General features: G+C 36.4%; 9 protein-coding genes. 8 read left to right on the forward strand and 1 reads right to left on the reverse strand.

Features of this window, described 5'->3' with window-relative positions:
- Positions 1-797: 797 nt before the first annotated feature.
- Positions 798-2,384 carry an L-aspartate oxidase gene (gene nadB / locus WKT12_RS12780; RefSeq protein WP_021971617.1) on the reverse strand — a complete coding sequence of 529 codons (1,587 nt, stop codon included), beginning with the start codon at positions 2,382-2,384 and terminating at the stop codon, positions 798-800.
- 150 nt (positions 2,385-2,534) lie between these two features.
- On the opposite strand from nadB, the gene WKT12_RS12785 reads away from it, so the two are divergent.
- The 8 genes from WKT12_RS12785 (at position 2,535) to WKT12_RS12820 (ending at position 14,212) form a co-directional block, all read left to right on the forward strand.
- Positions 2,535-2,963: a PH domain-containing protein gene (locus WKT12_RS12785; RefSeq protein ID WP_021971618.1), complete on the forward strand. Its 429-nt coding sequence runs from the start codon at positions 2,535-2,537 to the stop codon at positions 2,961-2,963.
- A gap of 77 nt (positions 2,964-3,040) precedes the next feature.
- Positions 3,041-3,391, forward strand: coding sequence for a hypothetical protein (locus WKT12_RS12790; protein WP_340319918.1), 351 nt, complete (start codon positions 3,041-3,043; stop codon positions 3,389-3,391).
- A gap of 35 nt (positions 3,392-3,426) precedes the next feature.
- Positions 3,427-4,767: a dihydrolipoyl dehydrogenase gene (gene lpdA / locus WKT12_RS12795; RefSeq protein ID WP_340319919.1), complete on the forward strand. Its 1,341-nt coding sequence runs from the start codon at positions 3,427-3,429 to the stop codon at positions 4,765-4,767.
- 3 nt (positions 4,768-4,770) lie between these two features.
- Complete coding sequence (gene dacB / locus WKT12_RS12800) at positions 4,771-6,168, forward strand: D-alanyl-D-alanine carboxypeptidase/D-alanyl-D-alanine endopeptidase (RefSeq protein ID WP_340319920.1); 1,398 nt, start codon at positions 4,771-4,773, stop codon at positions 6,166-6,168.
- Positions 6,169-6,297: 129 nt separating this feature from the next.
- Positions 6,298-7,092 (forward strand): gluconate 5-dehydrogenase, encoded by a 795-nt coding sequence (locus WKT12_RS12805; protein ID WP_021971622.1) that lies wholly within the window; start codon positions 6,298-6,300, stop codon positions 7,090-7,092.
- A gap of 532 nt (positions 7,093-7,624) precedes the next feature.
- Entirely contained in the window at positions 7,625-9,643 is a 2,019-nt protein-coding gene (locus WKT12_RS12810; protein ID WP_340319921.1) for a glycoside hydrolase family 65 protein, read from the forward strand.
- A 64-nt stretch (positions 9,644-9,707) separates the two neighbouring features.
- Positions 9,708-12,683 carry a SusC/RagA family TonB-linked outer membrane protein gene (locus tag WKT12_RS12815; RefSeq protein ID WP_340319922.1) on the forward strand — a complete coding sequence of 992 codons (2,976 nt, stop codon included), beginning with the start codon at positions 9,708-9,710 and terminating at the stop codon, positions 12,681-12,683.
- Positions 12,684-12,739: 56 nt separating this feature from the next.
- On the forward strand, positions 12,740-14,212 hold the full coding sequence (locus WKT12_RS12820) for a RagB/SusD family nutrient uptake outer membrane protein (protein WP_340319923.1): 1,473 nt from the start codon (positions 12,740-12,742) through the stop codon (positions 14,210-14,212).
- The last annotated feature ends 40 nt before the right edge of the window (positions 14,213-14,252 follow it).

A 14,252-nucleotide genomic window follows, 5' to 3' on the forward strand; every position in this document is an offset into this window, starting at 1 on the left:
TTTCTCTGCCCCGGCGGAGGCACGGAAGAAAGAGTTCCTTCTGCTACGAGGATTTAAAGCGTGATGATTTCATTTATATATGTTTTATTTAGATTATCAAATATAAGTGGATCTACCCCTAGGAACTGTAGTTTTATTAAGTTCTTTTATTTTGAACCCTAATATGAGGTTAACATTATATACGATAAGAATTGAAGTAAGAAAATAGTTGTAAGAATATACAAAAATAGGCTTTTTGTATAAGAAATATGCAGTATTAGTATGGAATTCAAATAGAATCATTACAAATCTTTATAGCACTTACTTTTAATTATATATTTTTATATTGATGCAAATTTTTTGCAAAAATTATCTGGCTATATCAAAAATCTTTGTAACTTTAAACTCAGAGAACATAGTAATAGCTGTTTTTAATATTATAATTGGGTACCATAATATTAATGCTTTTATTACTATGTTCTTATTCTCAAGATATTAACTCAAAGTTGTATTTGAGTCTGCTCTAAAAATATATACTGAAATAGTATCCAATCTTAAAATATTAAATCAGAAAGTTGATTACTTAAGAAAATAAGTGAAATATAAGATTTCAAACGTAACTTAGCAGCCGAATGTTTAGTAAATATATCCTTATTAAAGGCTTCTTGATATTTATCGTATGAAGGAAGGATATATGATAGAAAGAGGACATTATCAATTGTATTTTTGGGGAAAAGTGGATTATATAAGTATATAAAAAATGAGCTCAGTTTTATCTGAGCTCATTTTTTATATTACCACATTAGTGAATGAGGTATTTATTGTTCGCCTTCCTTTTTTGCAGGATGCGGATAATCGATTGTATAGTGTAAGCCACGACTTTCTTTACGTTCCATAGCCTGTCGAGTAATCAGATAACCTACATTAATCATATTACGCAGTTCACAAATTTCTCTGGATGCTTTTACACGTTTGAATAGACGTTCTGTTTCTTCATATAAGATATCCAAACGATTCCAAGCACGTACCAAACGTAAATTGCTTCGTACAATGCCTACATATGCTTCCATTATCTGGTTTACTTCTTTCATGCTTTGAGTTATCAGAATTCGTTCTTCATTACTGATAGTACCTTCTGCATTCCATTCAGGAACATCTTCATTGAAATCATAGCGGTCGAGTACACTCAATGCATGCTTTGCGGCAGAATCTGCGTATACAATGGCTTCAATAAGTGAATTAGATGCCAATCGGTTTCCACCATGCAGACCGGTGCAAGAGCATTCTCCAATGGCATACAAACGTTTGATACTAGATTGTCCATCTAAGTCAACTTTTATACCGCCACACAAGTAATGAGCTGCAGGTGCAACTGGAATATAATCTTTTGTAATATCAATGCCCAGGCTAAGACATTTTTTATAGATATTCGGGAAGTGTTTTTTCGTTTCTTCTGGATCTTTATGCGTTACATCCAAGTAAACATGATCTTCTCCTCTTTGTTTCATCTCATTATCTATAGCACGTGCTACGATATCACGAGGAGCAAGAGATAGACGTGGATCATATTTCTGCATGAATTCTTCACCTCCCAGATTTCTTAATACAGCTCCATACCCTCTCATTGCTTCTGTTATCAGGAAGCTGGGGCGATCTCCCGGATGATACAAGGCCGTTGGATGGAACTGGATGAATTCCATATCCTTTACAACACCTTTCGCACGATAAACCATGGCAATACCATCGCCTGTAGCAACCAATGGATTAGTTGTGTGGGTATAAACGGCTTCACATCCTCCTGTGGCCATAACTGTCACTTTCGACAGGAACGTATCAACTTCTCCTGTTTGTTCATTTAATACGTAAGCTCCGAAACATTTGATACCTGGAGTATGTCGGGTTACTATGATACCCAGATGATGTTGAGTAATAATTTCTACAGCATAAAAATTAGTAAAGACCGTAATATTGGGGTGTTGCTTTACTGCTTCTATCAAACTGGTTTGAATTTCAGCTCCGGTATTATCTTTGTGATGAAGAATACGAAATTCAGAGTGTCCTCCTTCTTTGTGCAAGTCAAATTCTCCGTTTTCATTCTTATCGAAGTTTACACCCCATTTTATTAATTCTTCAATTTGAGCAGGAGCATTACGTACTACCTTTTCTACTGCTGCCGGATCACTGATCCAGTCGCCGGCCACCATAGTGTCGTGGATATGCTTTTCGAAATTATCCACTTTTAGATTTGTTACAGAAGCAATTCCTCCCTGTGCATAGTAGGTATTGGCTTCTTCCAGTCCGGCTTTGCAGATCAGTGCAACCGAACCTTTATGCGCTACTTTTAGCGCAAAGCTCATTCCGGCAATTCCTGAACCGATAACGAGAAAATCGAATTTTCTTACCATAACAACATGTATAATATTGCTGCAAAACTACAAAAAAACTGATATGACAGCGTTTTATCTTTGTTTTTTTTCTAAAGAACCTTTTCAAGAAGTGTATTTTCGATGATAATTTGCTATCTTCACAAAGAATTAATAAATCTTGCAGAGATAATGGACAGAACATTTCATTCTAAGGTAGACAGTTGGTATTGGTTACTGATGGCTGTTACCGCTTTTTTGTTATTCGATTTTTTCTGGTTTCACTACACCATAGCTACGTTGTTGATGGCTGTTGTCATGATATTTGAAATAGAGATGTTGATTCATACTCAATATATTGTTACAGGCAATGGTAAATTACAGATTGAGACAGGACGTTTTATTGCCAATAAAACCATATTACTTGAATCCATTACAGGTATGCGTGAAGTAAAGTCATTTTCAATAGCTCCAGCTTTATCGGTACATCGGATAGAAATAAGTTACCAAAATGGTCATCAATCCGATAAGGTATATGTTTCTCCTCAGAATGCCGGTGAATTTGTCCGCTGGATTGAGAAGAAAATGAAAAAGGAAGATGAAAATGTAGAGAATAACTAAAAATGATGATTATGGAAAGTTTTAAACCTCGGAAGTCAGTTAAAAGATTTGTATGTGAAACACTTATAAGTGCACTTGTGAGTAGTCTTATTCTGACTATTATATTTTTATTCTATAATCAGGGAACATGGTGGATATATACTATGGTACTTATCCTTTTTTTCATTTTCGATATACTTTTCTCCATGTACGGAGGAATAAAGGAATATCAGATAGATGAAAAAGGAACAGTTCGGGTAATCTGCTATTTGGGCTTTTCGAAATCTACCTTAAAGGGAATAACCAAAGTATACCTCGATCCTCAACGTAAGGTTTTGCGTATTGTTTCAGAAAAAGAAGACAGATGGTATCCGATGAAAGATCCGGAACTGTTTGTTGATGCATTATACGAGCATTATCCTCAGATGAAGTATGAAGTCTGGAAGTAACTTTAATATAAACCTATTAATCTAATAAAATAAGTATGAAATACCAAGTTGCAATTATCGGCGGAGGACCGGCTGGATATACAGCTGCAGAAGCCGCAGGGAAAGCTGGTCTGAGTGTTGTTTTGTTTGAAAAAAACAATTTAGGAGGTGTTTGTTTGAATGAAGGATGCATTCCGACCAAAACTTTACTGTATTCGGCAAAGATATATGACAATGGACGTCATGCTGCAAAATATGGAATAAGTGTTTCTGAAACTTCTTTCGATTTGCCGAAAATTATCTCACGCAAGGCGAAAGTAGTCCGTAAACTTGTATTAGGCATTAAGGCGAAACTAACGGCACAGCAAGTAACTATTGTCAGCGGGGAGGCTTATATTGTCGATAAGAATACTGTTCGCTGTGCAGATGAAACATACGAGTGTGAGTATCTGATAATTTGTACAGGGAGCCAGACTGTTATTCCTTCCATAGAAGGCATAGAACAAGTAAGCTACTGGACGCATCGGGATGCACTCGAGAATAAAGAATTACCCCGTTCACTTACTATTGTAGGGGGAGGAGTCATCGGTATGGAGTTCGCTTCTTTCTTTTCAAGTCTTGGATTGCAGGTAACGGTGGTTGAAATGATGAGTGAGATATTAAATGGCATCGATCGTGAGCTGGCAGCTTCTCTGCGGGCAGAATATGCAAAACGTGGCATAAAATTCTTACTTGATGCCAAGGTAACAAGCCTGTCGCAAGATGAAGAAGGTATACATGTATGCTATCAAAATGCTGATGGAGCAAATAGTATATGTGCCGATAAGTTATTGATGAGTGTCGGTCGTAGGCCGGTTACTGAAGGTTTTGGACTTGAAAACTTGCATCTGGAACGGACCGAACGTAAAAATATTCGAGTTGACTCCCATTTGCGTACATCCGTTTCCGGAGTATATGTATGCGGTGACTTGAATGGAGTATCTTTATTGGCGCATACAGCTGTAAGAGAAGCAGAGATAGCAGTAAAAGATATTTTAGGAGCGTCTGAAGAGATGAGCTATCGAGCTATTCCAGGAGTCGTCTACACCAATCCAGAAGTAGCTTCAGTTGGCAAGACAGAGGAAAGTTTGCAGGCAGAAGATATAAATTATCGTGTAGTGAAGTTGCCTATGGCATATTCAGGTCGTTTTGTAGCCGAGAATGAAGGTACAAATGGAATATTCAAAGTATTGGTAGATGAATCCGATACCGTACTTGGCGTTCATATTTTAGGAAATCCGGCTTCCGAACTGATTGTCTTGGGAGGTATGATGGTAGAAGAACATCGTAAGTTAGATTATTTCAAAAATTTTGTTTTTCCACATCCTACTGTGGGTGAAATATTCAGAGAATTGTAATTTATGAAACGAATCGGACTGATATTAATCTCTTTTATCGTATGCTGTACGTTAGGTGCACAGACACTTGCCGGACGGCTGGATGCATTGGTTTCTTCCGAAAAGCTGTTAGCGACGTCGGAGGTTGGCATTAGTGTTTTCAATTTGACTCAGGGAAAACAAGTTTATGCTTATCAAGATAAGAAGCTCTATCGTCCCGCTTCCATTGAAAAACTGATAACATCAGTTACCGCTTTGGCTGAATTAAGCGAATATTATGTATTCAACACAAGAATAGCCTATACGGGAACAGTTACACAGGATAGCATACTACAAGGAGATTTATATCTGGTCGGTGGATTCGATCCGGAGTTTATGGATGAAGATATGAACAAGCTGGCAGAAGCTGTTTATAACTCTGGAATACGCTCTGTACAAGGTCATTTAGTTGCGGATGTATCATTGACCGATTCTATTTATTGGGGTACAGGATGGTCGTGGGATGATACTCCCGAATCTTTTCAGCCTTATCTGTCTCCACTTATGTTAAACAGAGGATGTGTCAATATCACGGTTATTCCTGCTGCAAAAGGTAAGCGCCCCAAGGTGGAAGTGTTACCCGAATCAGATTATTACACAGTTTGTAATCTCTCGAAAAGCTATCTTCCACAAGAAGGTCAGTTGAAAGTTACTCGCGACTGGCTGAATAACGGTAATACCATTTATGTAAGTGGAAATGCGAACTACCGGTGCACAAAGACACTGAATATGTATTCTTCGAAGGATTTCTTTCTGCATACATTATCCTACAAGCTGAACAAAAAAGGAATAGCTGTAAAATCGCTTACCTACGGAACATGTCCAGACGAAGTTACGGAGCTCTACACGTTGTCACGTCCGCTGACACCTGTATTACAACGTGCTTTAAAGAAAAGCGACAATTTGTCTGCCGAAGCAATGTTTTATCATTTAGGAATTCATCGTTCAGGTAAAAAAGGTATAGGCTTCAAAGACGCACAAAATGCAGTTTATGATTTTATGAAGCATGAAGTCGGATGTAATCCTGATGAATATAGTATCGTAGATGGAAGTGGAGTGTCGCTTTATAATTATATTTCTCCCGAACTGATGATAGAATATCTTAAATATGCTTATTCGCGGGCTGAAATATTCTGTCCTTTATATGAAGCTCTTCCTGTAGCAGGCGTTGATGGAACTTTGAGAAATCGTATGAAGCAAGGAAAAGCGTATCGCAATGTTCATGCCAAGACAGGAACAGTAACGGGAGTGAGTTCGCTTGCCGGATATGTAAAGGCAGGCAATGGAGATATGCTTGCTTTTGTTATCATCAATCAGAATGTCTTAAAGGGTAAGGAAGCCCGTGCTTTTCAAGATAAGATTTGCGAAATATTAGCACACTAATAAAAAGAAATTAGTATATTTGTGAACTTAGAAAATTAAAATAATTAATCCCGTGTTCGTAAACGGAAAAACAAATTGCTTTTTTAATGCTGATATTAGTTATTAACAATATAAACACTAAAGAAAACTATGGTTAATTTTTCACTCGAAGGAAAAGTAGCTCTTGTAACAGGAGCTTCTTACGGTATCGGTTTTGCTATTGCAACTGGTTTTGCACAGGCTGGTGCAAAAATTGTATTCAATGATATTAAGCAGGAACTGGTAGACAAAGGTCTTGCAGCATATAAAGAACTTGGAATTGACGCTCGTGGCTATGTATGCGACGTAACCAATGAAGAAGCGGTAAACGCATTGGTTGCACAGATTGAAAAAGAAGTGGGTGTAATCGATATTCTGGTAAACAATGCAGGTATCATCAAGCGTATCCCGATGTGTGAGATGTCTGCTGCTGAATTCCGTCAGGTTATCGACGTTGACTTGAACGCTCCGTTCATCGTATCAAAAGCTGTTATTCCAAGTATGATCAAGAAAGGTCACGGAAAGATTATCAACATCTGTTCAATGATGAGTGAACTTGGCCGTGAAACAGTATCAGCTTATGCAGCAGCCAAAGGTGGCTTGAAGATGCTTACCCGCAACATTGCATCCGAATATGGAGAATTCAACATCCAGTGTAATGGTATCGGCCCGGGTTACATCGCTACTCCTCAGACAGCTCCTTTACGCGAACGTCAGGCAGACGGCTCTCGTCATCCGTTCGATGCTTTCATCGTAGCCAAGACTCCTGCTGCACGCTGGGGAAATCCGGAAGACTTGATGGGTCCGGCTGTATTCCTTGCTTCGGATGCTTCAAATTTTGTAAATGGTCATGTGCTTTACGTAGACGGTGGTATTCTGGCTTACATCGGAAAGCAGCCTAAATAATTTTTGCTCCCTTCGGGAGAATTGAAAAATACCTGCAGATGTTTCAACTGAAATGTCTGCAGGTATTTTTTTTGTATTTGTTATTTGATAAAAGTATGAACATAGAGTAGGCGTAACTATAATTATTATAAGATATACATGCTGTTCATGAAGAGAGAAGATAATATGTTTTGATTGATATATTGGGTAACAATAGTTTTTTGTTGTAAAATTGGATATTACTTTTGTTTTGTAATAACTATCTGATAAATAATATTTTACTGTTGTATTATATAAATATAATATTGGTTTTATATCGTTAGAAATGACTCTATTAGAATCTTATTATATACTTTAATGATAAAAGTAAATTGTTTTATCTCTGTTTCTGATACATTTGCGAACGATCGATATACGGGAAAGAAGCCACCCGAATATTGCAAGATAATTAAGTTACATTAAAATGTTATCAAGGCTGATCAAACCTTTTTATGATGAGAAATAAGTAAGTAAATCAGTAAAAACTTTTGTGTTATATTAACCTAGAAATAGTATGAAAAAACAATTTTGTATTACTCTTCTTTTTTATTTATCTTTTTTTGTCTTAAGTGTTGGTGCAACTGATACATGGACAATTTCTACTTCTTCAAAAGAAAATTATAATGGCATTACTTTAGGAAACGGCAGGATTGGTTTGGTGAGTAGTTCTCAATTATTTACAGTGACCGATATTGTAATGAATGGCGTCTATGATAAAGAAAATAGAGAAGGAGTTAGTCGTATTGTACGTGGACCATTATTTACAAATTTGCTTTTAAGTATTGATGGTACGCAAATTACCGATAAAAATATTAGTTCTTGGACTCAAACCTTAGATATGAAAAGAGCTAATTTGCGGACGCAAGTTCAGACAGATAAAGCTGAGATTTCATATACACTTAGAGCTCTTAGAAACTTTCCATACATGGGAATGATTGTTGTAGAGATGTTACCTAAAGCAGATTGTATGTTAGAGGTGACTAATGCTACAGTATTTCCAGGTGAACTTCAGGAAACTTCTGCTATTTACAAAATGTTAAAAGATGGAAAGATAGAGCTTCCTGTATATACTTCGCAAGCGAAAAGTTTGACAGGTATGCAGGATCTTGCAACGTGTGCGGCTTTTTTGTTTGACGAAGAAAGGCCACTTATAAATGCTTCTTATACAGCTTCTAATCAACAAGCTATGAGCTTTAATGTTCAGCTACAGAAAGGAAAATCATATCGTTTTGCATTAATTGGCTCTGTATGTTCTTCACGTGATTTTGTAAATCCGAAGAATGAAGCTGAACGTATGGCTGTTTTTGCTTTGCAATCGGATATAGATTATTTTATTGAGGGGCATGAAAAAGAATGGAATAGATTGTGGCAGAGCGATATAGTTATTGAGGGAGATGATGAAGCGCAACGTGATGTTCGTTTGGCATTATATAATTTGTATTCTTTCGCAGGAGAAAATACACGTTTGAGTATTCCTCCAATGGGATTGTCTACTGTAACAGGTTATAATGGTCATGTTTTTTGGGATACAGAGTTATGGATGTATCCTCCTTTGTTGATGTTTAATACCCAAATGGCTCGTTCGTGTGTCGACTATCGATATGACAGATTGGATAAAGCAATTCAGAGAGCTGCTTTATATGGATACAATGGTTGTATGTTTCCATGGGAATCGGATGATTCCGGAGAAGAAGCCACTCCTACATGGTGTTTAACTGGTACATTTGAGCATCATATTACAGCAGATGTTGGCATTGCATTTTGGAATTATTATCGTGTAACAAAAGATATAAACTGGTTACGTAAAGAAGGTTTTAAGGTATTAAGAAATATTGCAGACTTTTGGACGTCTCGTTCTATAAAGAATTCAGATGGCAGTTATTCTATAAATAATGTAGTAGGTGCTAATGAATTTGCTCCCAATGTCGACGATAATGCTTTTACGAATGGTTCGGCTAAAGTTGCTTTAGAGTGTGCTGTAAAAGCAGCTAAAATATTAGGAGAAAAATATGATCCTCAATGGGAAGAAGTTGCTAAAAACTTGACTTTCCATTATATGGACGATGGAGTGATGAAAGAAAATAAAACTTATAATGGAGAAATTATAAAGCAAGCTGATGTTAACTTATTAAGTTATCCTTTAGGTATTATTTCAGATAATAAGAATATGCGTTTAAATTTAGATTATTACGCTCCGAAGATTTATGAGGATGGACCAGCTATGGGCAATGCAATTTTGGCAATTCTTTCTGCAAAACTGGGAGATAAGGAAAATGCATATAAATATTTTAAAGAAAGCTATCTGCCCAACAAACGTCCTCCATTTGGAGTACTTTCAGAATCGGCATTTTCTAATAATCCTTATTTCTGTACAGGTGCAGGTGGATTATTGCAGGTTGTCTTGTTTGGATTTGGTGGCCTTGAAATAACGGATAATGGCATTATCCAAAAAAATCCAATATTACCATCTGAATGGAAGTCACTTACTTTAAAAGGAATAGGTCCCGATAAAAAAAGTTTTGTTATAAAATAAAATTATTCTTTGATAACCCTTTGTTTAAATAGACTTAGATGTTACTACTTTAAATAAATATATTATGAAAAAGATATTAATCAGTGTTTCATTGTTTTTGTGCGCAGCAGTTCCTATATCTGCAGCTTTCGGAAATAAAAAGGCAACTTCTATTGATGTTGAGAAGGTTTCTCAAGAACAACGTAAAGTTTCAGTTGTTGTGAACGATAAAAATGGTCCTGTAATAGGTGCTAATGTTTTAGTCAAAGGAACAACTATTGGAAATATAACAGATTTGGATGGAAAGGCTGTTATTGAAGGGGTACCTCAGAATGCAGTTTTAGTAATTTCATTTATTGGATATTTGACTCAAGAGATACCTTTGAATAATAATCAGAAAAATATTGAAGTTACATTAGTTGAAGATACTCAAACTCTTTCTGAGGTGATGGTTGTTGGATATGGCTCTGTTAAAAAGTCAGATGCGACAGGAGCTATTGACGTGATTAAAAGCACAGATTTTAATAAAGGAGTGGTATCTTCTCCAGAGTCTTTATTTAAAGGACATATTGCTGGTGTACAGGTAACTCCGACAAGTGGTCAGCCTGGAGCTAATTCTAATGTACGTATCCGTGGTGTCAATTCTATTTCAGCTTCGAGTGAACCTCTTTATGTAATTGATGGTGTACCTATTGACAATTCCAGATCAACTACTAATGTAGGAGGGGATTCAGGTTTAAGTAGCTTGTCAATCAATCCTTTATCCATGATTTCAGCTTCTGATATAGAATCGATGACTGTTTTGAAGGATGCTTCGGCTACAGCTATTTACGGATCACGTGGTGCAAACGGAGTCATTATAATAACTACTAAAGGTGGTAAAGATGGTGTTCGTTCTTTAAGTTATTCTGGTTCTGTTGGATTCTCACAGGTATCTAATAAAATTAATGTGTTGTCTGCTGATGAATATCGTCAGTACGTTCCTAATGCAACTGGTACAGCTTCAACAGATTGGCAGGATGAAATTTTCAGAACAGCATTTGTTGAAGAACATAATATTACATTCAGTAATGGTAATAAAAATACATCTTATCGTGCTTCGTTAAATTTTTCAGATCAAAATGGTATTGTTATAGGAACAGGCATGGATCGTTACTCTTTACGTTTTAATTTGACGCATAAGATGTTTGATGATCGGTTGATTTTTAATTTGAATGCGAATAACACTTATTATACATTAGATAACGTTTTGGAGCAACAAACAGGAGGTTCTAATGGTGGTATTATTAATAATGCATTGAAAGCTAATCCAACAGAACCTGTATATAATGAAGATGGATCTTTTAATGAATATGCAGAATCTGTACGTAATCCTGTAGCTATGGCAAAGCAGATGTATGATAAATCGAGAGGAGATCGCTTTATCGGTAGTGCAGATGCCACCTATTTTTTTATTCCTAAGACATTGTCTGGTAAGATTAATGTAGGGTACGATGTTGATAATATCAATCGTAAGGCTTATCAACCAATTGATTCGAAGGCTGCTGAGAATGTTGAAGGACGTGCTATTACCGAAAGTAATCGCTATTCTAACTATTTGTTTGAAGGTTATCTTACATTCGATAAAACATTTAATGATATCCATGCATTGAATGTTGTTGCTGGTTATTCATGGCAGGAATTTGATAATTATACTTCAACAGTTCGGGCTGAAGGTTTTGTAAATGATAATTTAGGAGCTGACAATGTTGGTGGCGCACGAACTCAGCAAGCACAGAATAATGAAGAGTTAAATCGGTTGATTTCATTTTATGCTCGTGCAAATTATAATTTGATGGATAAGTACATGTTTACAGCTACGGTACGTCGGGATGGTTCTTCACGCTTTGGTGTTAATAACCGATGGGCTACTTTCCCTTCTGGAGCATTTGCATGGAAAATCAAACAGGAAGAGTTCTTGAAAAATGTATCTGCTATTAGCGATTTGAAACTTCGTCTTGGTTATGGTGTTACTGGTAATCAGGATATTGGTAATTTCCGCTATAGTCAGACCTATTCGATAGATAGTAAGCAAGGAACTTCTTTTGGTGGAGTTGCTTATCCTGCATATAATATTACTGGTATCGCCAATCCAGATCTGAAATGGGAGCAGACAGCCCAATTTAATGTTGGTTTAGATTATGGCTTCTTGAATAATCGTATCAGAGGTTCTTTTGATGTGTATCATAAGAAAACATCAAACTTGCTATTAACGATTGATGCTATTCAACCAGCTGTAAGTTCTTCATATTTGGATAATGTAGGAGCTATGGTTAATAAGGGATTTGAATTTACGATAGATGCGGCTGTCATTAGTACAAAAGATTTTTATTGGGATACCAATTTCAATATAGCTTACAATAAAAATGAAGTAACTGAACTGTATAACAATAAAGATATTGTTTATGGAGTTGTTAGTGGGGCCGGAGCATATGGAAATACCCAAATATTACGAGTTGGTGAGTCAATAGGATCTTTCTATGGACAAAAGTTCCTTGGAATTGAAAATGGAAAAGAAGTTTTCGAATCAGATGAGCGTACTGTATTGGGAAATGCTCTTCCTGATGTAATTATTGGATTTAATAATACCTTTAAATATAAAAATTGGGATCTATCTCTCTGTCTTCGTTCTAATTTAGGTGTGGATGTTTACAATAATACTCGCGCTGAATTGGAACAAGGTAGTCGTTTGCCTGGACAAAATACAAATATTGAAGGAGCTGAATTTTATAAAGCTGGAGGAGGTGGTATTGTTTATGCTTCCTCTCGTTGGGTGGAAAATGCTTCATTCTTAAAATTGGATAATGTTACTCTTGGATATAATTTTACACTTCCTAAAGTTATTAAAAACGGTCGTATATATATAACGGCACAGAATCTGTTTACTATTACTTCATATAAAGGTTATGACCCGGAAGTCAATAATGTAAGTTCTGATAAAGATGTAAAGGCAATAGGTATCGATTACTGTAGTTATCCGCAGGCTCGTACATTTACTTTAGGTTTAAATATTAACTTTTAATAATTCATTTGGTTATGCAAAAAATTATAATATTCGCAGTTGCTATATTGACTTCAATGGCTTCATGTACAGATTTGGATGTTGTTCCTAATAGTAAACTGACAGATGAAACTGTATACCGTGAAAAGTCAGAGTTTTTGAATGGACTCTCAGGAGTTAATTCTACATTAGGTATTTGGTCGGAAGTTGTCTTTAAGGCAGGAACTTCTGCCGATGATATGATATTGCCAGCAAGAGGTGCTGACTGGAAAGGGGATATACAAGCTGTTCATTCTCATACTTGGACACCTGATAATAGTGAAATGGGAGCTATCTATACAGGAGTATCAAAAATTATTGCTGTCTCAAATTCTTATATAGATGCGATAGACAATAGTAATTTTTCGACTGATGCCGATGTTGTTGTTATGCGTGCCGATGCTCGTTTTGTGAGAGCTTTTGCCTATTTCCTGATGTTGGATTATTTTGGTAATGTTCCATTGGTAACAACTTCCACTTATGATTCTCAGAACCCTCCTAAGCAGAATACAAGAAAAGAATTGTATGAATTTGTTGAATCTGAATTGAAAGAGGTTGCTAATATCTTACCAGAAAAGACTGAGTATGGACGTTACGACCGATACGCTGCCAAGACCCTTTTGGCTAAGTTGTATTTGAATGCAGAAGTATATTTGGGAAAAGGTAATGCAAAATGGCAAGAAGTAGCTACTTTGACTCAGGAGATAATGTCAAAGTCGGATTATATTTTGGAAGATAATTTTAAGGATGTATTTAAATGGGATAATTATAATAGTAAAGAGCTTATTTTTTCTGTGATCTGTGATAGTCAAAATACATATCCTGAAAATATCAGTTATTTGTTTTCTATTTCTGACCTCCGCGAGAAATATGGGTCATTCGCGGCTGGATGGGGTGGATCGGCTGCATTACCTTCACTCATACATTCGTATGATCCTAATGATGTACGTTTGGAAGCTTTTCTGTTTGGTCCGCAAGTAGATGCTGATGGGAATCCTCTGATGGCAACAGATGATCAAGGGGTAGAACGTCAACTTAATTATTCTGTAGATTTTACAAGCAGTGATCCGGTGAATAATGCGGATCATTGGGATGGAGCACGAGGCGTAAAATATCTGATGGATGGCATAGGAGGTACAATGGTTGAGCGTGGCTTAAACAATGATATGCCGATTTTGCGTTATGCAGACGTTTTGATGATGCGGGCTGAAGCTCTTTTCCGGATAAATCCAAATGATACAGAAGCACTTGATTTAGTAAATAAAGTAAGAACTCGTAACGGGCATAATCCTGTACCGGCTTTTGATAAGTTGACAGAGGAAAATTTGCTTGCAGAACGTGGAAGAGAATTTGCTTGGGAAGGCTGGCGCAGAAATGACCAGATTCGTTTTGGAACTTGGGGAAATGCATGGGATTATAAGGAAGCTAGTGAAGACTATCGTACTTTATTCCCTATCCCTCAGGTACAAATAGACTCTAATCCAAATTTAAAACAGAATCCAGGTTATTAAATTATTGTTGTACCGTAACTTTCGTATATCTTTATCGGAA

The organism is Phocaeicola sp. HCN-6420, assembly GCF_037890145.1.
GTDB lineage: Bacteria > Bacteroidota > Bacteroidia > Bacteroidales > Bacteroidaceae > Phocaeicola.